The organism is Actinotalea caeni (assembly GCF_009733795.1).
Taxonomy (GTDB): Bacteria; Actinomycetota; Actinomycetes; order Actinomycetales; family Beutenbergiaceae; genus Pseudactinotalea; species Pseudactinotalea caeni.
In genome coordinates this window covers 1-20,900 of the sequence record NZ_WNXX01000027.1, presented here as the reverse complement: position 1 = coordinate 20,900, position 20,900 = coordinate 1, and the positions used below count along the sequence as shown (strand labels likewise).

Annotated in this window: 17 protein-coding genes; 9 read left to right on the top strand and 8 right to left on the bottom strand. The window is 72.0% G+C overall.

The genetic code is table 11. From position 1 onward, the window contains the following. Nucleotides 1-137 precede the first annotated feature (137 nt). The 3 genes from GPA02_RS16680 to GPA02_RS16670 are packed head-to-tail and all read left to right on the top strand — an operon-like array spanning nucleotide 138 to nucleotide 3,360. Nucleotides 138-1,124 carry a carbohydrate ABC transporter permease gene (locus GPA02_RS16680; RefSeq protein ID WP_156201575.1) on the top strand — a complete coding sequence of 329 codons (987 nt, stop codon included), beginning with the start codon at nucleotides 138-140 and terminating at the stop codon, nucleotides 1,122-1,124. After that, on the top strand, nucleotides 1,121-2,008 hold the full coding sequence (locus GPA02_RS16675) for a carbohydrate ABC transporter permease (RefSeq protein ID WP_240134106.1): 888 nt from the start codon (nucleotides 1,121-1,123) through the stop codon (nucleotides 2,006-2,008). Before GPA02_RS16680 ends, GPA02_RS16675 begins: the two co-directional genes overlap by 4 nt. Before the next feature lie 8 nt (nucleotides 2,009-2,016). Further along, entirely contained in the window at nucleotides 2,017-3,360 is a 1,344-nt protein-coding gene (locus GPA02_RS16670) for a Gfo/Idh/MocA family protein (RefSeq protein WP_156201574.1), read from the top strand. A 21-nt stretch (nucleotides 3,361-3,381) separates the two neighbouring features. Here the strand turns inward: GPA02_RS16670 and GPA02_RS16665 are convergent, their stop codons facing one another. Beyond that, on the bottom strand, nucleotides 3,382-4,095 hold the full coding sequence (locus tag GPA02_RS16665) for an SDR family NAD(P)-dependent oxidoreductase (RefSeq protein ID WP_156201573.1): 714 nt from the start codon (nucleotides 4,093-4,095) through the stop codon (nucleotides 3,382-3,384). A 44-nt stretch (nucleotides 4,096-4,139) separates the two neighbouring features. On the opposite strand from GPA02_RS16665, the gene GPA02_RS16660 reads away from it, so the two are divergent. Beyond that, a complete protein-coding gene (locus GPA02_RS16660) occupies nucleotides 4,140-4,643 on the top strand; it encodes a MarR family winged helix-turn-helix transcriptional regulator (RefSeq protein WP_156201572.1) in 504 nt (167 codons plus the stop codon). On the opposite strand, the gene GPA02_RS16655 is transcribed toward GPA02_RS16660, so the two are convergent. Then, complete coding sequence (locus tag GPA02_RS16655; protein ID WP_156201571.1) at nucleotides 4,640-6,043, bottom strand: bifunctional folylpolyglutamate synthase/dihydrofolate synthase; 1,404 nt, start codon at nucleotides 6,041-6,043, stop codon at nucleotides 4,640-4,642. The two genes, GPA02_RS16660 and GPA02_RS16655, sit on opposite strands and share 4 nt — an antisense overlap. After that, entirely contained in the window at nucleotides 6,040-9,345 is a 3,306-nt protein-coding gene (gene ileS / locus GPA02_RS16650) for an isoleucine--tRNA ligase (RefSeq protein ID WP_156201570.1), read from the bottom strand. Before ileS ends, GPA02_RS16655 begins: the two co-directional genes overlap by 4 nt. Before the next feature lie 411 nt (nucleotides 9,346-9,756). On the opposite strand from ileS, the gene GPA02_RS16645 reads away from it, so the two are divergent. From GPA02_RS16645 to GPA02_RS16630, 4 genes are all read left to right on the top strand, one after another. Next, nucleotides 9,757-10,713: a carbohydrate ABC transporter permease gene (locus GPA02_RS16645; RefSeq protein ID WP_156201569.1), complete on the top strand. Its 957-nt coding sequence runs from the start codon at nucleotides 9,757-9,759 to the stop codon at nucleotides 10,711-10,713. Nucleotides 10,714-10,913: 200 nt separating this feature from the next. Next, a complete protein-coding gene (locus GPA02_RS16640) occupies nucleotides 10,914-11,702 on the top strand; it encodes a carbohydrate ABC transporter permease (RefSeq protein WP_156201568.1) in 789 nt (262 codons plus the stop codon). Nucleotides 11,703-11,778: 76 nt separating this feature from the next. Then, on the top strand, nucleotides 11,779-13,170 hold the full coding sequence (locus GPA02_RS16635) for an extracellular solute-binding protein (RefSeq protein ID WP_240134105.1): 1,392 nt from the start codon (nucleotides 11,779-11,781) through the stop codon (nucleotides 13,168-13,170). 31 nt (nucleotides 13,171-13,201) lie between these two features. Next, nucleotides 13,202-14,512, top strand: coding sequence for an alkaline phosphatase family protein (locus GPA02_RS16630; protein ID WP_156201567.1), 1,311 nt, complete (start codon nucleotides 13,202-13,204; stop codon nucleotides 14,510-14,512). Between the two features lie 74 nt (nucleotides 14,513-14,586). Here GPA02_RS16630 and GPA02_RS16625 read toward each other — a convergent pair whose 3' ends face one another. The 4 genes from GPA02_RS16625 to GPA02_RS16610 form a co-directional block, all read right to left on the bottom strand. Continuing rightward, nucleotides 14,587-15,450 carry a carbohydrate ABC transporter permease gene (locus GPA02_RS16625; protein ID WP_156201566.1) on the bottom strand — a complete coding sequence of 288 codons (864 nt, stop codon included), beginning with the start codon at nucleotides 15,448-15,450 and terminating at the stop codon, nucleotides 14,587-14,589. After that, a complete protein-coding gene (locus GPA02_RS16620) occupies nucleotides 15,443-16,399 on the bottom strand; it encodes a carbohydrate ABC transporter permease (RefSeq protein ID WP_156201565.1) in 957 nt (318 codons plus the stop codon). Before GPA02_RS16620 ends, GPA02_RS16625 begins: the two co-directional genes overlap by 8 nt. A gap of 3 nt (nucleotides 16,400-16,402) precedes the next feature. Then, a complete protein-coding gene (locus GPA02_RS16615) occupies nucleotides 16,403-17,716 on the bottom strand; it encodes an ABC transporter substrate-binding protein (protein WP_156201564.1) in 1,314 nt (437 codons plus the stop codon). A gap of 164 nt (nucleotides 17,717-17,880) precedes the next feature. After that, complete coding sequence (locus GPA02_RS16610) at nucleotides 17,881-18,915, bottom strand: ketopantoate reductase family protein (protein WP_156201563.1); 1,035 nt, start codon at nucleotides 18,913-18,915, stop codon at nucleotides 17,881-17,883. Nucleotides 18,916-18,985: 70 nt separating this feature from the next. On the opposite strand from GPA02_RS16610, the gene GPA02_RS16605 reads away from it, so the two are divergent. After that, entirely contained in the window at nucleotides 18,986-19,588 is a 603-nt protein-coding gene (locus tag GPA02_RS16605; RefSeq protein ID WP_162457803.1) for a class I SAM-dependent methyltransferase, read from the top strand. Between the two features lie 9 nt (nucleotides 19,589-19,597). Here GPA02_RS16605 and GPA02_RS16600 read toward each other — a convergent pair. Further along, nucleotides 19,598-20,900: AMP-binding protein (locus GPA02_RS16600; protein WP_156201561.1), on the bottom strand; the 1,303-nt coding region annotated here is incomplete at its 5' end.

The following is a 20,900-nucleotide window of genomic DNA, read 5'->3' as shown; positions in this document are numbered from 1 at the left end:
TGGCGAAGTCGCTCAGGGCAGACGCAAACGGTGCTGTTTCAACGTTCTTAGGCTGACCGTTGACGCCGCGCCGCGACATCCCCATACTGGTCAGCGCCGGAGCAACCGCTTGCACCGGGTCATGACGAGGAGGTCACGTGAGCAGCATCGGTGAGCTTCGCCAGCTCGCCCGGCAACGCCGGCGCGGCGGCCCGAAGCAGCGGCACCCCGAGAACCTGGCCGGCTACGTGTTCCTCGCGCCGTGGCTCCTCGGGGTGGTGGTGTTCACCGTCGGACCGATGATCGCGTCGCTGCTGCTGGCGTTCACCGACTACAACCTGCTGCAGCCGCCGACGTTCTCGGGCCTGGACAACGTCGTCCGCATGATCTCCGACGACCGGCTGTGGAACTCGCTGCGGGTGACGCTGGTCTACGTCGTCGTGGGCGTGCCGCTGCAGCTCGCGCTCGCCCTCGGCGTCGCGCTGCTGCTCGACAAGGGCATGCGCGGGCTCGCGCTGTACCGCTCGGTGTTCTACCTGCCGAGCCTGCTGGGCGGCTCGGTCGCGATCGCGATCCTGTGGCGCCAGGTGTTCGGCAAGGAGGGGATCGTCAACGGTCTGCTCGCGCTCGTGGGCGTCGAGGGCCCCGGCTGGATCTCCCACCCCGACTACGCGCTGGCGTCCCTGATCGTGCTGCACGTGTGGACGTTCGGGTCGCCGATGATCATCTTCCTCGCCGGGCTGCGGCAGATCCCCCAGATGTACTACGAGGCGGCGCAGGTCGACGGCGCGGGCACGGTCCGGCGGTTCGTCTCGATCACGTTCCCGCTGCTGACGCCGATCATCTTCTTCAACCTGGTCCTGCAGATCACCTTCGCGTTCCAGTCGTTCACCCAGGCCTACATCGTCTCGGGCGGCACCGGCGGGCCGTCGGACTCGACGATGTTCTTCACGCTCTACCTCTACCAGCAGGCGTTCACCGAGCTCCGGATGGGCTACGCGTCGGCGATGGCCTGGTTCCTGCTGCTCGTCATCGCGGCGTTCACGCTCGCCAACTTCTGGTTCTCACGCTTCTGGGTCTTCTACGAGGAGGACTCCGGGGCCACTCGAGGCGGCGGTCGCCGCAGGAAGGCAGGTGCGGCGTGACCAGCGTCCCCGCAGCCCGGCCGGCGCCCCGCGCGCTCCCCCGCCCCCGGCGCACGACCTCGCCCGTGCGCTCGGTGCTCAAGCACGCCTGCCTCGTCGCGCTCTCGCTGCTGATGGTCTACCCGCTGATCTGGCTGGCGGTGTCCTCGCTCAAGCACAACGAGGCGATCTTCACCGACCTGTCGATCTTCACGAGCGACCTCACGCTGGAGAACTACGTCTACGGCTGGACGTCGCAGCAGCTGCCGTTCGGCCGGTTCCTGCTCAACTCGACGATCCTGTCGCTCGGCGCGATCGTCGGGAACCTGGTCTCCTGCTCGCTCGCGGCGTACTCGTTCGCGCGGCTGCGGTTCGCCGGTCGCAACCTCTACTTCGCGATCATGCTCGGCACGATCATGCTGCCGTTCCACGTCGTGCTGGTGCCGCAGTTCATCATCTTCCGCGAGCTCGGCTGGCTCGAGACGTTCCTGCCGCTGGTGGTCCCGAAGTTCCTCGCGGTCGACAGCTCTTTCGTCTTCCTCATGGTGCAGTTCATCCGCGGCCTGCCTCGCGAGGTGTTCGAGGCGGCCCGCATCGACGGCGCCGGGCACGGGCGCATCTACGCGCGGATCACGCTGCCGCTCATGGTGCCCGCGCTGGCGACGACGACGATCTTCACGTTCATCTGGACCTGGGGCGACTTCTTCGGCCCGCTGATCTACCTGCGCACGCGCGAGAACTTCACGGTCTCGGTCGCGCTCAAGGGCTTCGTCGACGCGCAGTCCTCGTCGAACTACGGCGCGATGTTCGCGATGTCGGTGGTGTCGCTGGTGCCGCTGTTCTTCGCGTTCCTGGTGGGCCAGCGCTACCTGGTCAAGGGCATCGCCACGACCGGCATCAAGTGAGGAGACCGATGAGCAGGACCCGCTACGGGCTGGTCGGCGCGGGCAGCCGCGCGCAGATGTACGTCGACGCCGTCGCCGGCCCGTTCGTCGGGCACGCCGAGCTGGTGGCGTGGGCCGACACCAACCCGGGTCGTCTCGACGTGCACGAGGCGCGGCTGCGCGAGGCGGGCCGGCCGGCGCCCGCCCGGTTCGCCGTCGACGAGGTGGCCGCGGCCGTGCGCGAGCACGCGCTCGACCGCGTCGTCGTCACCTCGCCGGACGCGACGCACGCCGACCATGTGGTGGCGGTGCTCGAGGGCGGCGCGGACGCCGTCGTCGAGAAGCCGCTCACGACGACGGTCGAGGGCGTGCGCGCGATCGCCGACGCCGTCGAGCGCACCGGCCGCTCGGTGGTCGTGACGTTCAACTACCGCTACTCGCCGCGCAACGGCGCGCTGCGCGAGCTCCTCGCGTCGGGCCGCATCGGCGAGGTCACCTCGGTGCACTTCGAGTGGCTGCTGGACACCTCGCACGGCGCCGACTACTTCCGCCGCTGGCACCGCGACAAGCAGCGCTCGGGCGGGCTGCTCGTGCACAAGGCCAGCCATCACTTCGACCTGGTCGGCTGGTGGCTCGACGACGTCGCCACCCGGGTGTACTGCAGCGGCGGGCTGCGGTTCTACGGCGCCCGCAACGCCGCCGCACGCGGGCTCGTGCCGCGCCCGGCGCGCGGCACGCAGGACCCGCCGCTGCGCGACCCGTTCGCGCTCGACCTGCGCGACGACCCGGTGCTGCGTGCGCTCTACCTCGAGCAGGAGCACCACGACGGCTACCTGCGCGACCAGGACCCCTTCTCCGACCCGGTCTCGATCGAGGACAACCTCGCGCTGGTCGTCGACTACGCCCGCGGCGCCACCATGTCCTACTCGCTCAACGCGCACGCCCCGTGGGAGGGCTACACGGTCGCCGTCAACGGCACCCGCGGCCGGGCGGAGCTGAGCGTCGTCGAGAGCGGTGCGGTGCTGCTCGGTCCGGGCGGCCGGCCCACCGCGGTCGTCGACCACGGCCCCGACGCCGTCGCGGCGGTCGCGGGCACGCCGCGCCCGGTCGCCGAGCGCCTGCTGGTGCAGGAGCACTTCGGGACCGCCGAGGAGGTCCCGATCCCCGCGGCGCGCGGCGGGCACGGCGGCGGCGACGCGCAGCTGCTCGCCGACCTGTTCCAGGGCGTCGGCGACGACCCGCTGCACCGCAGCGCCACCTGGGCCGACGGCGTGCGCGCGCTCGCCGTCGGGCTCGCGGGCAACCGCTCGCTCGCGACCGGCGGGCCGGTCGCGGTCGCCGACCTCGGGCTGCCGGTCGCACCGGTGCGCTGAGGCGCCCGGACGACGACGCCGTCACCGGGTGGTGTGCGCCCCGCCGTCGAGGTGGATCGTCTGACCGGTGACGTGGCGCGCGCCCGGCGAGCAGAGGAAGAACGCGAGCGCGGCGACGTCCTCCGGCGCCCCGGCGCGCCCGACGTAGGTGCGCGCGACCAGGGCGTCGTGGCGCTCGCGCGCGACCGGGCCGCCCCACAGGTCGGTGCCCGCGACGTAGCCGGGCGCGATCGCGTTCACCGTCACGTCGCGCGGGCCCAGCCGCTCGGCCGCCCCGACCGACCAGGCCTGCAGCGCGGCCTTGGCGACCGAGTACGGGTTGCCCGCGTACTCCGCGCCGATCGACCCGATCGACACGACCGCGCCGCCACGACGCAGCCGCGGCTCGAGCAGCGCGAGCAGCAGCGCCGGCCCGACGAGGTTGACGCGCAGCGTGCGCTCCCAGTGCTCGGCGAGCGCGTCGACGTCAGGCGGCCCGCTCGGGGCGCGGCCGACGAACCCGCCCGCGTTGTTGACCAGCACGTCGAGCTCCCCGACCTGCTCGGCGACCGCGGCGATCCCCGCCCGGTCGGCGAGGTCGAGCCGCAGCCCGGTCGCGCCGATCGCGCGCGCCACCTCCGGGGTCTCCGGGCGCCGCCCGGTGACGACGACCTCGCACCCGTCCGCGACGAACCGTGCGGCGACCGCGCGCCCGATGCCGCTCGTGCCACCCGTGACCAGCACCCGTCGTGCCATGCCCTCCCCTTCCGACGTTTAGCTCTAAACGCTAGCATGGTCGGGTGACGGACGAGCGGGACGAGCTGGCGCGCGCACGAGCGGTCGCCGAGGCATGGCGACGCGAGCTGCCGGAGGTGCCGACGGCGCCCCTCCCCGCGGTGTGGCTGGTCAAGGCGGTCGCGAGCCGGCTGCGTCGCACCCGCGAGCGCACGCTGCACACGCTCGGGCTCGACGCCGCGACGCTCGACCTGCTCAGCACCCTGCGGCGCGCCGGCGAGCCGTGGACGCTCACCACCCGCGAGCTGGCCGGGCGCTGCCTGGTGACCGCCGGCGCGATCTCGCAGCGCGTCGCGCGCGCCGAGCAGCAGGGCCTGGTGCAGCGCAGCCCGGGCGCGGGCCGCAGCGTCGAGGTGTCGCTCACGCCCGAGGGGCACGCGCTCGTCGAGCGCAGCGCCGCGCAGGTGCTCGGGGCCGACGCCGCGGCGACCCGCGATCTCGCGCCCGACGAGCTGGCCGACCTCGAGCGGCTGCTGGCCCGCTGGCTGTCGACCCTCGGCGAGCCCTAGCCCTTCGTCTCGTCCTGCCGGTCGCGCCCGAACAGCGCCCGCACCTCGGCGGCGAGGATCACCGAGCCGACGACGATGACGCCGGTCCCGCTCCCGATGCGGTCGTCGTCGCCCTGCTCGGCGAGGTCGGCCGCGAGCGCGACCGCCTCGGGCAGCGAGGCCTCGACGTGCACCCGGTCCTCGTCGAAGACGTCGCGCGCGATCACCGCGAGCTCGTCGGCCGGCATCGCACGGTCGATGCTCGCCTGCGTGACGACGATCTCCGGCAGCACCGGCTCCAGCACGGACAGGATCGCCTCGGCGTCCTTGTCACCCATGACGCCGACGACGCCGACGAGCCGCGAGAACGCGAACGCCTCGTCGAGCGCGTCGACCAGCGCCTCCGCGCCGCCGGGGTTGTGGGCGGCGTCGACCAGCACGGTCGGGCTGCTGCGGACGAGCTCGAGCCGGCCCGGCGAGGTGACGTCGGCGAACGCAGCCTCGACGACGGACCCGTCGAGCGCGCCGCCCCCGAAGAGCTGCTCGACCGCCGTGAGCGCGAGCAGCGCGTTGTGCGCCTGGTGCGCGCCGTGCAGCGGCAGGAAGATCTCGGTGTAGAGCCCACCGGTGCCGCGCAGGTCGATGAGCTGGCCACCGACCGCGACCACCCGGTTCGCGACCTCGACCTGCACGCCCTCGGCGACGAGACGCGCTCCGCGCTGCCGGGCGCGCTCGGCGATCACGGCCGCGGCGGCCTCGGGCTGCTCGGCGGTGACGACGACCTGCGGCGGGTCGAGCTGCTTGATGATGCCCGCCTTGACGGTCGCGATCTCGTCCAGCCCGTGACCGAGCCACCTCTCGTGGTCGCGGGAGATCGGTGCGAACACCGCGACCTCGGCGTCGATCGTGTTGGTCGAGTCCCACTCCCCGCCCATGCCGACCTCGACGACCGCGACGTCGACCGGCGCGTCGGCGAACGCCGCGTACCCGAGCGCGGTCAGCACCTCGAAGAAGTTGAGCCGGTTCTGCCCCTCGGCCTCCAGCCGCTCGTCGACCATCGCGACGTACGGCTCGATGTCGCGCCAGGTCTCGACGAACCGCGCGGGCGTGATCGGCTCGCCGTCGATGACCATGCGCTCGCGCACCGTGTGCAGGTGCGGCGAGGTGAGCAGCCCGGTGCGCAGGCCCGTCTCCCGGATCAGGCGCTCGATCATCCGCGCCGTCGAGGTCTTGCCGTTGGTGCCGGTGACGTGCACGGTGCGGAAGCTGTGCTGGGGGTCGCCCAGCAGCGTCATGAGCGACGCGACCCGGTCGAGCGTGGGCTCGATGCGGTGCTCGGGCGCGCGGCGGAGGATCTCGCGGTAGAGCTCCTCCGCCTCGCGCTCGACCGCGTCGTCGGCCGCCGCGCGCCTGCGGCTCACCGCTCGACCTTCGCGAGCTGGACGGCGACCGCGCGGTCGTCCACGCCGTCGCCGTCGCCGTCGGTCGCGACCGGCGAGGCCTCGACCGCGACGTCGACCGCGAGCGTCTCCTCGCCGATGAACGCGGCGCGGTCGGCGACCGCCTGCGCCCACGGCGCGGGGACCGCGAGCCGCAGCGTGATGCGGTCGGCCACGTGCAGACCGGCCGCCTTGCGGGCGTCCTGCACCTGGCGCACGACGTCGCGCGCGTACCCGTCGCCGAGCAGCTCGTCGTCCAGCTCGAGGTCGAGCACGACGAACCCGCCGCCGGGCAGCACGGCCGCGGCGACCGTGTCACCGAGCCGGTCCTCGACCTTGGTCACCAGCGCGTACTCGCCGTCCTGCAGCTCGATCCCGTCGACGGTCACGGTGCCGTCGTCGGCCTGCTGCCAGCTCCCGGCGCGGGCGGCCTGGATGACGCGCTGCACGTCGCGCCCCAGCCGGGGTCCCGCGGCGCGCGCGTTGACCTGCAGCGTGGTCACGAGCCCGTGCTCGGCGGCCGAGGTCTGCGCCTCGTCGACGAGGCGGACCTCCTTGACGTTGATCTCCTCGGCGACGAGGTCGGCGAACGGCTGCAGCGCCTCGGGGTCCGGGACGGCCACGAGCAGCGAGCGCAGCGGCTGCCGCACCCGCAGCTTGTTGGCCTTGCGCAGCGCGTGCGCGGTGCTCACGACCTCGCGGACGGTGTCCATCGCGGCGACGAGCGCGTCGTCGCGGACGAGCGCGGCCGCCGTCGGGTCGGTCGACGCACCCGCCTCCGGGTCCGGCCAGTCCGCCAGGTGCACCGAGCGGCCTCCGGTGAGGCCGCGCCACACCTCCTCGGTGACCAGCGGCGCCAGCGGCGCGGCCGCGCGCGTGGTCACCTCGAGCACCGTGTGCAGGGTGTCGAAGGCGCCGGTGCGCTCCGCCCAGAACCGGTCGCGCGAGCTGCGCACGTACCAGTTCGTGACGACGTCGAGGTGGTCCTTGAGCCGCTGCACGGCACCCGGGATGTCGTAGCCCTCGAGGTCGGCGCGCACGCCATCGACGAAGTCGCGGGTCTTCGCCAGCACGTAACGGTCGAGCACGTCGAGACCCGGGACCGCCTCGGGCGCCGGCGCGCTCGCGTCGTACCCCGCGCCGTCGGCGACCGTGTTGGCGTACAGCGAGAAGAAGTACCAGGTGTTCCACAGCGGCAGCAGCACGCCGCGCACCTGCTCGCGGATCGACTCCTCGGCGACGATGAGGTTGCCGCCGCGCAGCACGGGCGAGCCCATGAGCGACAGCCGCACCGCGTCGGAGCCGTAGGTGTTCCACATCTCGTACGGGTCCGGGTAGTTGCGCAGCGACTTGCTCGCCTTGCGGCCGTCGTCGCCGAGCACGATGCCGTGGCTGATGCAGGTGCGGAACGCCGGGCGGTCGAACAGCGCGGTCGCGAGCACGTGCATCGTGTAGAACCAGCCGCGGGTCTGCCCGATGTACTCGACGATGAAGTCGCCCGGGTAGTGGTGCTCGAACCAGTCGGCGTTCTCGAACGGGTAGTGCACCTGGGCGAACGGCATCGACCCGGAGTCGAACCAGACGTCGAAGATGTCGGGGATGCGCCGCATCATCGACCGCCCGGTCGGGTCGTCCGGGTTCGGGCGCACGAGCTCGTCGATGTAGGGGCGGTGCAGGTCGGGCACCGAGACCCCGAACGCCTCCTCGAGCTCCGCGACGCTGCCGTACACCTCGGTCCGCGGGTACGCGGGGTCGTCGCTCACCCACACCGGGATCGGGGTGCCCCAGTACCGGTTGCGGGAGATCGACCAGTCGCGCGCGTTGGCGAGCCAGGCGCCGAAGGTGCCCTCCTTGATGTGCTCGGGCACCCAGGTGATCTCCTGGTTGAGCTCGAGCATCCGGTCCTTGAACGCGGTCACGCGCACGAACCAGGACTCGACGCCCTTGTAGATCAGCGGGTTCTTGCACCGCCAGCAGTGCGGGTAGGAGTGGTCGTAGGTCTCGTGGCGCAGCAGCACCGTGCCGGGCGTCACCGAGGCGACCTGCTCGCCGCGGGTCGCGGTCTTGAGGTCGGCGATGATCCTCGGGTTCGCGTCGAAGACGAGGTCGCCCTCGTAGTCGGTGACCGGCGCGGTGAAGCGTCCGTCGGCACCGACCGGCATGACCGCCTCGATGCCCTCGCGGTCGGTGACGACCTTGTCGTCCTCGCCGAACGCGCCCGCGGTGTGGACGAGGCCGGTGCCGTCGGTGGTCGTGACGAAGTCGGCCTCGACGACGCGGAACGCGTTCTCGTGGCCGAGGTAGTAGGAGAACGGCGGCGTGTAGCTGCGGCCGAGGAGGTCGGCGCCGGTGAGCCGCTCGACCACCTGCTCCTCGACGTCCTCGACGCCCTCGTCCTTGAGCTCGCGCGCGTAGGCCTGCAGCCGCTCCGCGGCGATGACGTACCGCTCGGTGGTGCCGGTCGCGTCCGAGCGGACGACGACGTAGTCGATGTCGCGCCCGACGACGATCGCGAGGTTGCTCGGCAGCGTCCAGGGCGTCGTCGTCCACACCAGCGCGAGCTCGCCGGTCTCCAGCCGCAGACCGACCGTGACGGCGGGGTCCTGCCGCATCTGGTAGACGTCGTCATCCATCCGCAGCTCGTGGTTGGACAGCGGCGTCTGGTCGCGCCAGCAGTACGGCAGCACCCGGTAGTCCTGGTACGTCAGCCCCTTGTCGTAGAGCTGCTTGAACGCCCAGATGACCGACTCCATGTACCAGGGCTCGAGCGTCTTGTAGTCGTTCTCGAAGTCGACCCACCGCGCCTGCCGGGTGACGTAGTCCTCCCACTCGCGCGTGTAGCGCAGCACCGACTCGCGGCACTCCTTGTTGAAGGCGTCGATGCCCATCTCGTCGATCTGGGACTTGTCGGTGATGCCCAGCAGCCGCTCGGCCTCCAGCTCGGCGGGCAGGCCGTGGGTGTCCCACCCGAACCGGCGCTCGACCCGCCGGCCCAGCATCGTCTGGAACCGCGGCACGACGTCCTTGACGTACCCGGTGAGCAGGTGGCCGTAGTGCGGCAGGCCGTTCGCGAACGGCGGCCCGTCGTAGAAGACGAACTCGTTGGAGCCGTTCTCCCCCGCCGGGCGGGCGTCGATCGAGGCCTGGAAGGTGCCGTCCGCCTTCCAGTAGGCGAGGACGTTGTCCTCGAGCTCGGGCAGGCGCGGCGAGGAGACGACGCCCTCGTCCGACGGCGGGGTGGCGGGGCTGGCGTCGCGGTGGCGCGGGTAGCGGCTCGTGGCCATCGTGGTCCTTCGGGGTGCGGGGTTCGCTGCGGCTTCCTCGACGAGGACGACCCGCCCGACGGCGACCCGCGGTACCACCTCGCTTGCCCCGCGCGCCCGTGGCTCGGGCGGTGGGACCACTCGTCCTGCGGCTGTGACGGGCCTGCCCCGTCCGGTTCTACTGAGCGCCGCAGTCCCGCCCCGAGCACGGGTCGGAAGCTGCGGTGCCGTTCTTCCGGAGGCTCACCGGTGATGGCCGGGTCGACGCCTGTACCGGACATGGTACCCAGGTCCGCTCGCGGGCACGCCGACGCGGTCACCAGGCCTTCCGCGACCGGCCACCGCCAGGTCACCGTCCGGCCACCCGGGCCCGCTTGTGTGGTGGTGCGGGCAGCCGCCCGCCAGGACCCACCACCACGGAGACCAGACCGGATGACCGTGCTCGCCGACCGACGCCGTGCGCGCCCGCGCCCGCCGGCCGCACCACGCAGGAGGTCCGCCACCCGCACCCGAGCGCTGCTGCGCGAGGGCCTCCTCTTCTGGGCGCTGATCCTGCCGAACCTCGCCGCGATCGTCGTGTTCGGCTACTACCCCACCCTGTACAACCTCGTACTCAGCCTCACCGACTGGGACTTCGTGCAGCCGGCACCGGTGCTCGTCGGCCTCGACAACTACGTCGAGCTGCTGCGGCCCGGCTCGGTGCTGGCCGACGCGCTGCGGAACACGACGGTCTTCGTGCTGGTCACCGTGCTCGGCACGATGGTCGGTGGGCTGGCGATCGGCGCGCTGCTGGCGCAGCGGCTGCGCCTCAGCGGCGTCGTCCGCACCCTCGCGTTCGCACCGCACATGCTGCCCGGAGCCGCGGTCGGTGTGCTGTGGCTGTTCCTCTTCGACCCGAGCTATGGGTTGAGCCGCTGGCTGTTCGAGATGGTCGGCGCCGACTCGCCCCGCTGGACCACGACGTCGGACTTCTCGTTGTGGGCGATCACGATCGCCTACGCGTGGCAGCGGCTCGGCTTCGTGGCGATCATCTACTACGCCGCCATCCTCGACCTGCCGCGGGACCTCTACGAGGCGGCAGCCCTCGACGGTGCGCGCGGCTGGTCGCTCTTCCGCCACCTGACGATCCCGCTGCTCAGCCCGATCACGTTCTTCCTCACGGTGACCGGCGTCATCGCGGCGGCGCAGACCTTCGACATCATCGCGACGCTGACCAACGGCGGACCCGGCACCTCCAGCACGACGCTGCCGTGGCTCGTCTACGAGCAGGCCTTCGTCAGCTTCGACATCGGCACGTCGGCCGCCTCCGCGACCGTCATGTTCGTGCTGCTCCTCGTCGTCACGCTCGTGCAGACCCGCGTCGCCCACAGGCAGGTGCACTACTCATGACCCTCCTCCCCACCCGGCCGGTCGCCACACCGGAGCGCACGGCATCTACACAATCGGCAGAGTCGGCAGGTTCGGCACAGTCGGCAGAGTCGACACAGTCGGCACAGTCGGCACGGTCGGCACAGTCGCAGCCCTCGCCCCGCGAGCGCGGCAGCCGGGGACGCCGGCGCCCCCGCTCCCTCACGATCGGGCTCTACGCGATGCTCGGGCTGGTGCTCGCGGTGTTCGCGGTGCCGCTGTACTGGCTGTTCAGCTCGGCGCTGAAACCGGAGAACGAGATCTACACGTTCCCGCTCACGTGGGTGCCCAGCAGCCTCGAGTGGGGCAACTTCGTCGAGGCCTGGACGTCGGCACCGTTCGGCGCGTTCCTGCGGAACTCGGTCATCACCACGGTCGTGGGGACCGCGCTCGAGATCGGTGTCGCGGTGCTCTCCGCCTACGCGGTCGCGTTCGTGCGGTTCCGCGGCAAGATGCTGGTCTTCGCCGTCATGGTCGGCTCGCTCATGCTGCCGGGCCACATCACGCTGCTGGTCAACTACATCACGGTGTCGAGCCTGGGCTGGCTCAACACCTACCAGGGGCTGATCCTGCCGGGCATCGGCTCCGCGTTCGCGATGTTCCTCCTCTACCAGCAGATGCGGCAGGTGCCCGGCGAGCTGGTCGACGCCGCGTCGATCGACGGCGCGGGCCACCTGCGTCGCATGGTCTCCGTCGTCGGCCCGATCTGCAGCCCGATGATCCTCACAGCCACCCTCATCGTGGGGATCGGCAAGTGGAACGACTTCGTGTGGCCGCTCATCGTCACCTCCACGGCCGACATGCGCACGCTGCCGATCGGGCTGATGTTCCTGCGCAGCCAGGAGGGCTACGACTCCTGGGGCCCCGTCATGGCCGGCACCGTGATCGTCGCCGCGCCGATGCTCGTCGTCTTCTTCCTGGCCCAGCGCCGCATCGTCGGCGGCATCGTCTCCGGCGCCCTCAAGGGCTGACCGGTCCCCGGCAGCGGCCGCGGGCCACGGGCCGTCCCACCTCTGTCACCCACCACCGACCAAGGAGCTGTTCCTCGTGCACGACCGCACCCTCACCCGCCGTCACCTCCTCGCGATGCTCGGCGCCGGTGCCGGCGCCGCCGCGCTCGCCTCCTGCTCGCTGCCGACCGCCGGGGCCGGCAGCGACGCGGGCGGAGCAGGGAGCTCGGCCCTGCGCCCCGACATGAAGCAGGCGGCGCTCGGCGAGATCCCCTCGCAGTACCGGGGGCGCACGAACATCCTGTTCTGGGCGCCCTGGACCGGGCACCTCTTCGACGTGATCGCCGAGGCGTTCACGATGTTCAACGACTCGCAGACCGACATCTACGCCGCGATCGAGTCCGTCGGCGGCTACGCCGACCTGCACACGCAGTTCACCGCCGCGCTGCAGGCGAAGGCGGTGCCCGACATGGTCTGCTTCCCCGAGCTGCAGTGGCTGCAGTTCTACTTCGCGGGCGCGCTCGCGCCCCTCGACCCGTACTTCACCGACGAGTGGAACCTCGACATCTACCTGCAGAGCTACGTGGGCGAGGGCAGGGCCGGCGACGAGACGTACGTCGTGCCGTTCGCGCGCTCGACGCCGATCTTCTACTACAACAAGACCGCGTTCACCGAGCTCGGGCTCCCCGTCGACACCACGTACACGTGGTCCCAGCTGCGCGAGCTCGGGCCCGAGATCGCCTCGCTCACCTCCTCCGGGCAGCCGGTGCGGACCTTCGCCTACAGCGCCGCCGACGGCTGGTACGCGTCGTCGTGGCTGTGGGCCTTCGGAGGTGCATGGACCGACGGCTTCGACGTCATGCCCGACGAGGGCCCGGTCCGCGACCTCATGGGGTTCGCCCGCGACTGGGTGCACGTCGACGGCCACGCCTACCAGGCGCAGGCGCCGCACACCGACTTCCAGACCGGGCTGGTCACGGCCGTGCACGGGTCGACGGCGTCGATGCGTGGACTCACCGAGGCGGTCGACTTCGAGCTGGGGGCCGCCTTCATGCCCGGCGAGGTCGACCAGCCGCCGCTGGTGCCGACCGGCGGCTCCGGGTTCTCGCTCGTGCGGACCGACTCGAAGGAGCGGCAGGACGCCACCGCCGAGCTGATGAAGTTCCTCGGCACCCCGCAGATGTCGGGCTGGTACCACGTCCGCTCGGGCTACGTCCCGGTCGTCGAGGCCGCCCGGGACGAGCCGGAGGTGCGCGAGCTCCACGCCACCGATCCGAACTTCACGGTCGCGATCGAGCAGCTCGCGAACGCCCAGACCGTCGCGCCCGCGCTGTGGTTCCAGGCCGGCGTGCAGGCGCTGGAGAAGTCCTTCGCCTCGTTGACCGGCGACGGCGTCGAGGTGCAGCCGACGATCGACGCCCTGCGCGTCGAGCTCGAGGACGTGCTCGAGGACAACCGTGACGACCTCGAGGCGCTCGGCGTCTCCTGACCCCACCCTCCCCGCAGAGAGCGAGACCACCGTGCCCCACAAGCTGCTCGTCGTGTCGGTCGACGCGATGCACCACGACGACCTCCCGTTCGCCCGGACCCTGCCGGCGTTCTCCCGCATCCTCGAGCAGGCCGCCGTCGCCGAGATCGAGGGCGTCTACCCCTCGGTCACCTACCCCAACCACACCGCCCAGACGACCGGCTGCCCGCCGGCGCGGACCGGGATCTTCAACAACCTGCAGTTCCAGCCCGGCCGGGGTGACGCCTCGGAGTGGTTCTGGGACGCGGGTGCCATCCGCGTCCCGACGATCTTCGAGGCCGCGCACGCGGCGGGTCTCACGGTCGCCGCCGTGCAGTGGCCGGTGACGGCGAACGAGCGGCACGTCGACTGGCTCGTGCCCGAGATCGCGAGCCCACAGGTGTTCGACGGTCTCGAGGACCAGTACCGGCGCACGACCAACGCCGCGTCGCTCGAGCGGTACGTGCTGCCGAACCTCCACCTGGTCGACGTCACCGGGCGCAAGCCGCGGTACTACGCATTCGTCAACCACGTGGCCGAGCAGATCCTGCGCCACGAGCGACCCGACGTCATGTTCGTCCACCTCGTGGAGGTCGACTCGGCCCGCCACGCCGGCGGCGCACACGGCCCGCACGTCGAGCAGGCGCTGCGCGAGGTCGACGCCACCCTGGGCACGTTCCTCGACGCGCTCGCCGACACCGGCGACCTCGGGCGGACGAACATCGTGCTGGTGTCCGACCACGGTCACCTCGACACCGAGCAGCACACGAACCTCAACACGATCTTCGTCGAGCGCGGCCTCGTCCGCCTCGACGAGGCGGGGCGGCTGCTCGACTACGACGTGCTCTGCCTCGGTGCCGGGCTCTCGGGCCAGCTGTTCCTCGCCGAGGGCATCACGCCCGGGCGCCGCGCCGAGGTCGAGACGCTGCTCGCGGAGATCGAGGCCACCCCGGAGTACCGGATCGAGAGGATCTGGACCGCCGAGGAGACCGCGCGCGCCCACGGCCTGGACGGCCCGTTCGACTACGTCGTCGAGTCCGAGCCGGGCGTCGTCGTCGGGATGCTCTGGGACCGCCGCCCGGTCGTGCGGCGCGGCGACGACGACTTCCCGCCCGTCCTCGGCAACCACGGCCACGCTCCCCGCCACGGCGGCCAGCCGCTCTTCGTCGCGACGGGGCCGGACATCGCGCCGGGCGTCGACCTCGGGCGGCGCAGCATGCTCGACGAGGCACCCACGTTCGCGGCCCTGCTCGGCGTCGACCTGCCGCACGCGGAGGGCACGGTGCTGCACGAGCTGCTCACCGCGCGCCCGCTGCCGGTCTGAGGGCCGCAACGGCCACGGCGGCCCGACTCCGCAGACCGGGGTCGGGCCGCCGTCGCGCGTGCGGTGACGTCGCGCTACTTGCCGCCCGTGGTCGCGATCCCCTTGACCAGGTACTTCTGGCCGAACAGGAACGCGAAGAAGATCGGCACCAGCGACACGATCGACATCGCGAACATCGCGCCCCAGTTGCTCCCGGACGTCGCGTCGAGGAACGAGCGCAGCGCGATCGGGACCGTGTACATGTCCGGCGACGTCAGGTAGATGAGCGAGGTGAAGAAGTCGCTCCAGGTCCAGATGAACGTGAAGATCGCGGTCGTCGCGAGCGCCGGGACCATCAGCGGGATCATCACCTGGCCGAAGATGCGCAGGTGCCCCGCCCCATCGATGCGGGCCGCCTCGTCGAGCTCCTTCGGGATGCCGCGGATGAACTGCACCATGAGGAACACGAAGAACGCGTCGGTCGCGAGGAACTTCGGCAGCACCAGCGGCAGGAACGTGTTCACCATGCCGAGGTTGTTGAACACGATGTACTGCGGCACGACGACGACGTGGAACGGCAGCATGATCGTCATCAGCATGATCGCGAACCACAGGTTGCGCAGCCGGAACTTCAGCCGTGCGAACGCGTACGCCGCGAGCGAGCAGGACAGCAGGTTCCCCGCGATCGCGCCGACGACGACGATCGCCGAGTTGACGATGTACCAGTCGAACGGGCGGGCGAGCGCCGTCCAGCCCTCGATGTAGTTCTCGATGTAGAGCTCGTTGAGCCACAGGCCAGGGGTCCGGAAGATGACCTCGGTGGGCCGCAGGGAGCTGACGAGCATCCACACCAGCGGGTAGATCATCGCGAGCGAGGCGACGATCAGCAGCAGGTGCTTGGCCAGCGACCTCGCGATCGAGGCGCCGGCGCGCGGGCGGGCGGTGGCGAGCTCAGTCATCGTAGAAGACCCAGTACTTGGCGGCGAAGAAGTTGATCGCCGTGAAGGCGGCGATGATGACGAGCAGCACCCACGCCATCGCGGACGCGTAGCCCATCTGGAAGTTGGTGAACCCCCGCTCGTAGAGGTAGAGCGTGAAGAAGAGCGTCGAGTCGGACGGGCCACCGGTGCCGTTGGAGACGACGTAGGCCTGGGTGAACGACTGGAACGCACCGATGATCTGGAGCACCAGGTTGAAGAACACGATCGGCGACAGCAGCGGCATCGTGATCGTGAGGAACTTCTTCAGCCGGCCTGCGCCGTCGAGCGACGCGGCCTCGTAGTACATCGTCGGGATCTGCCGCAGCCCCGCCAGGAAGATCACCATCGGCGAGCCGAACGTCCACACGTGCAGCAGGATCAGCGTCCACAGCGCGTACTGCGGGTCGGAGACGTAGCCGGTCGTCGCCGGCACCCCGAACAGCTGCAGCACCTGGTTGACGAGTCCGGTGGTGCCGAAGATCTGCCGCCACAGCAGCGCGATGGCGACCGAGCCGCCGAGCATCGAGGGCAGGTAGAAGATCGACCGGTAGATCGGCAGCCCGCGCATGCCCTTGTCGAGGAGCAGCGCGATCGCGAGCGCGAGCGCCAGCTGCAGCGGCACCCCGACGACCACGTAGGTGAAGGTCACCCGCAGCGACTGGTGCAGCCGCGCGTCGTCGAGCATCCGCGCGTAGTTGTCGAGACCGATGAAGCTCGGCGTCTGGATGAGGTTGTAGTCGGTCATCGACAGGTACAGCGAGGCCAGCATCGGCCCGAGCGTGAAGGCGAACAGCCCCACGAGCCACGGCAGCAGGAACAGGTAGCCGGCCTTGTTGTCGCGGCTCGCCTCCTTCCGGCGGGCCGCGCGGTCCTCCGGGCTCAGCGCCCGTCGGGTGCTGAGCTTCGACAGCTCCGAGATCGCGCTCACGCGTCAGGCTCCGAGGGCCGCGGTCAGCTCGTCGTAGAAGCCCTCGGCGGCCTCGCGCGCGCCGATGTTGCCGAAGAGCATGTCGGTCGCGTAGCGCAGCAGCAGCGGGCTGAGCTGGCCACCGCCGGGCGGCGGCGCGATCGGGGTCTCACCGAGCTCGGGGACGATGTCGTTGATGAAGGTGAGCACCCGCTGCTGACCGTCGGACAGCAGCGGCTCGATCACGGACGCGACCTCGCTGTTGGCAGGGATGCCGCGCTCGGCGAGCTGGATCTCGTTCGCCTCGGTGCTGTTGATCAGCCAGTTGATGAGCGCGACCGACTCCTCCGGGTGCGCCGTGCGGGCCGAGACCGACCACAGCATCGACGCCTTGTACCAGGCCTTCCGCTGCAGCGCGTCGCCCGCGATGCTCGGGAAGCGCAGGAACGCGAACTCCTTGCCGGCGGCCGCCTCGACCGCCTCGAGCTGGTTCGACCACCACATCGACATCGCCGTCCTGCCGGTGACGAACATGCTCTGGTCCAGCGGCACCGAGGAGTCCTCGGTGATCTGCGAGGGGCTGGGGATCGCGCCGGCGTCGGCGAACTGCTGGTGGTACTCGAGCCAGGTGACGATGTCGTCGACCGTGAACCCGGGCTCGTTGCCGGGGACGAACAGCTCCTTGCCCTGCTGGCGCAGCCAGCCGCTGAGCATCGAGTCGTTGGAGATGAAGGTCGACGTGCCGATGACGTCGCCCCCCGAGGCCTCGCTGATCGACGTCGCGAGCTCGAGCCAGTCGTCCCACGTCCACGTCGTGTCGTCGGGCATCTCGATGCCGAGCTCCTCGAGCAGGTCGGCGTGCACCATGATCACGGGCGTGTTGATGCCGGCGTTGACGCCGTAGCTCTTCCCCTCGATGTCGCCCGAGGCCTCGGTGCCCTCGACGAACCCCGAGACGTCGATGCCGTGCTCGGCGAGGTCGAGGAGCGCGCCGCGCTGGCCGTACTCGCTGATGTAGGCCATGTCCATCTGGATGACGTCGGGCGCGGTGTTGCCGGCGGTCTGGGTGGCGAGCCGGTCCCAGTAGCTGGCCCACTCGCCGGGCTGCTCCTCGATCGTGATGCCCGGGTTGGCCTCGACGTAGGCCGCGATCATCTCGCTCGTGTTGGCGTTGCGGACCTCGTTGCCCCACCACGTGAAGGTGAGCCCGACGCCGTCCTCGCCGCCGCCGCCACCGGTGCCGCCGCCACCACCTCGGCTGCACCCGGCGAGGCCGAGGCCCGCGCCCATCGCGCCCAGCGAGGCCATCGTGAGGAACTGCCGTCGTGAGGTAGCCATCGGAGGAGCCTTCCGTCGTCGTCGTCGTCGCTCGCACCGGCCGGGGCGCCGGACGCCCGGCCATGCTAGGTCGCGAACCGATTCACTGGAAGGTGAGGGCAGGCGCTTGCCGCGAGTTGCCTCCGCGCGCCCGCCGGCGGGCCGTGGAGGGACCGCGAGCGCCGTCAGTCGCGGGCGTCGACGAGCCCGACGGCGGCCCGCAGGGCGTCGGCGGTCATGTCGCCGGGACGCCGGCCCTGCCGCGCCGCCTGCCGCGTGAGCCTGGCCAGCGCGGCGTTGACCGGCGCGGTCCGACCGAGCCGGTGGGCCAGCGCGACGATCTCGCCGTTGAGGTAGTCGGTCTCCACCGTGCCGGTGCCGCGCTGCAACGACTGCCACGTCGAGCCGCCGAGCTCGGCGGGCGCCCCGGGCACCGGACGCACCTCGAGCGCGTCCCGGTACGCGGCCTCCTCCTCGGCCGAATTCATGACGACGCCGGCGGCCTCGTACAGCGCGAGCGCCTCCTCGCGCGCCGCGCCGGCGACGTCCTGCCCGTCGGCGCCGTCGCCCAGCAGCGCCTGCACGGCGTTGCCGAGGTTGCCGATCAACTTGCGGTACTTCCACGGCATCACGTCACCCGGCAGCGGCACCTCGACGCCCGCGCGCCGCCACTCCAGCGCCAGCCCGCACAGCAGCTCGGCGTCGCGGTCGTCCGCGAGCACGGCGGGGTAGCGCGAGGTGTGCAGTACCGCGTGCACGGGAGCCGAGCGCACCACGACCTCGCCGGGTGCGGTCAGCACCGCGGGCATCCACACGCACACGCCGAAGACCCGCGCGAACCAGCGCAGCGCGATCTCCTCGCTCGCGACGCCGTTGAGCGCGGTCAGGATCGGCAGCCGCTCCCCCGCGGTGCCCACGACGGCGCCGCTGTCGTCGTGCACGGGCGCGTCGGCCCAGGTCTGCAGCGCCTCGTGCGCCTGGTGGGTCTTCGTCGTCAGCACGAGCACGTCGTCGGTGGTGAGCCGGACGTCCTGCGGCCCGGCCGCGACCACGGGCCGGCAGGCGATCTCGCGGTCGGGCGTGCGCACGAGGAGGCCGTGCTCGGACATGGCGCGCAGGTGGTCGCCCCGCGCCACCAGCACGACGTCGCTGCCCGCGTCGGCGAGCAGCCCTCCGACACCCGAGCCGATCGCACCGGCACCCACGACGACGTAGCGCATGCGTCTACCCTGCCCGAGCCGACCGAGCCCGTGCCACACGTGTCCACGCCGCGGCCCTACGGTGGTCGGCATGGACCCCGCGGACCCGCTCGTCGCCGAGCGCATGCTCGCCTACTACGCCGGTGAGATGCGCACGCGGGCGGACCGGCCGCTCGGGGCGGAGCGCACCGCGCGGGTGCAGGCGTTCGCGGACGCGCTCACCGAGGCCGACACCGTGCTGGAGGTCGGCTGCGGCGCCGGGCGTGACGGCCGCGTGCTCGCGGCCGGGCGCGGCCGCTACCTCGGGATCGACCTGTCGCCGGAGGGCGTGGCGATCTGCCGGACGCTCGGCCTGGACGCGCGCGTCGCGAGCGCGACGGCGCTGCCGGTCGCCGATGCGAGCGTCGACGCCGTGTGGTCGATGAGCACCCTCATGCACCTCGACCCGGCGGCGTTCGAGCAGGCGCTCGCCGAGATCGCGCGCGTGCTGCGACCGGGCGGTGTCGCGGCCGTCGGTGTCTGGGGCCACGAGCCCGCGCTCGCGGGCTTCGACGAGCACGGCCGCTTCTTCGACCGGCGCACGGACGCGGGGCTGCGGGCCGCGCTCGAGCGTGTCGGCGCCGTGGAGGTCTTCGAGACCTGGGGCCACGACGGCGGTCACCGCTACCAGTGGGCGCTGGTCCGGCGCGGCTGAGACGGTCGGTCAGCGCGGGTCGCGCTCGACCAGCCGGGGCGCGCTGGCCGGGCCGAGCTCGGCGAGCGCGCGCTCGCGCAGCTCGGTGACGTCGGCCGAGCCGGTCACCTCGACCAGCAGCTCGTGGCCGAGCTCGCTGTGGTCGAGCACGTGCACGACGGCGTCGCGCACCCCGGGCTGCTGCGCGAACCAGTCCCGCACCCGGCTGGTCGAGACCAGGTGCCCGCCGACGTCGACGAGGTCGTCGGCACGGCCGTCGAGGAACAGCCGACCCTGCTCGTCGAGGTGACCGAGGTCGCCGACCTGCAGCGCGGCGTCCTGCTCGGCCGCCCGCCAGGGCGAGCTGATCCGCACCTGGCCCACGACGCCGACCGGGACCGGTGCGCCGCCGTCGTCGACGATCTCCACGCGCACGCCGGCCGCGGGCCGCCCGACGGTGCCGGGCGCCGTCCGCAGGTCGTCGGGCCGCGCGATCGTGGCGGTCCCGGCCTCGCTCGAGCCGTAGAAGTCGACGACGATGTCGCCGAGCAGCGCCCGGGCGCGCTCGACCAGGCCGGCGGTCAGTGGCGCGGAGCCGGTGACGACGCGGCGCAGCGCCGGCAGCTCCGGCAGCGGCGCGCCCGCGGCCACCTCGTCCTCCAGCGCGTGCAGCACGTCGGCCAGCTGGGCGGGGACGACGGCGAGCACGCCCGCGTCGTGGGCGTGCACGAGCTCGACGAGCTCGGCGCCGTCGGCACCGTGCGCCATCACCACCGGCGCCCCGACGACGAGCGCGGCGGTCAGCACCGACAGACCGTGGCCGTGCGCCACCGACGGCGCCAGCACGACCGGCTCGTCGCGGCGCAGCTCGAGCGCGCGCATGAGGCTGAGCACGGTGGCGAGCTGACCGATCGCCGCGCCACCGCGCTCGACGGTCTTCGGCGTGCCGGTGGTTCCCGACGTCAGCAGCCGCAGCCGGCCGGCCCGGCGCGGCCGTGGCACCGACCGCAGCGACCCGCCGAGCCCGTCCGGCCGCGCGCGCGTGTCGACGCGACGCGCGTGCGGCGCGGTGCTCGCCACCAGCTCCTCGGTCACGGTGTCGGTGAGCACGACGTCGAGGTCGGCGAACGCGGCCGTCAGCAGCTCGCGGCCCGCCGACGGCGGCACCAGGACGGCGTCGAGCCCCAGCGCCCCGGCGGCCGTGAGGCCGGCGAGCAGGCCACGGTGGTTGCCCGCGCACACCCCCACCTCGCGCCGCCCCAGGTCGCGCGCCTCGCGCATCGCCCGGGCCAGCCCGCGCGCGGCGACGTCGGCCGCCGCCTCCAGCTCGGCG

Excerpts from the sequence above, each read along its gene's own strand:
- GPA02_RS16670 (WP_156201574.1), top strand. The coding sequence starts at position 2,017 with ATGAGCAGGACCCGCTACGGGCTGGTCGGCGCGGGCAGCCGCGCGCAG.
- GPA02_RS16665 (WP_156201573.1), bottom strand. The coding sequence starts at position 4,095 with ATGGCACGACGGGTGCTGGTCACGGGTGGCACGAGCGGCATCGGGCGC.
- ileS (WP_156201570.1), bottom strand. The coding sequence starts at position 9,345 with ATGGCCACGAGCCGCTACCCGCGCCACCGCGACGCCAGCCCCGCCACC.
- GPA02_RS16645 (WP_156201569.1), top strand. The coding sequence starts at position 9,757 with ATGACCGTGCTCGCCGACCGACGCCGTGCGCGCCCGCGCCCGCCGGCC.
- GPA02_RS16640 (WP_156201568.1), top strand. The coding sequence starts at position 10,914 with ATGCTCGGGCTGGTGCTCGCGGTGTTCGCGGTGCCGCTGTACTGGCTG.
- GPA02_RS16625 (WP_156201566.1), bottom strand. The coding sequence starts at position 15,450 with ATGACTGAGCTCGCCACCGCCCGCCCGCGCGCCGGCGCCTCGATCGCG.
- GPA02_RS16615 (WP_156201564.1), bottom strand. The coding sequence starts at position 17,716 with ATGGCTACCTCACGACGGCAGTTCCTCACGATGGCCTCGCTGGGCGCG.
- GPA02_RS16610 (WP_156201563.1), bottom strand. The coding sequence starts at position 18,915 with ATGCGCTACGTCGTCGTGGGTGCCGGTGCGATCGGCTCGGGTGTCGGA.
- GPA02_RS16605 (WP_162457803.1), top strand. The coding sequence starts at position 18,986 with ATGGACCCCGCGGACCCGCTCGTCGCCGAGCGCATGCTCGCCTACTAC.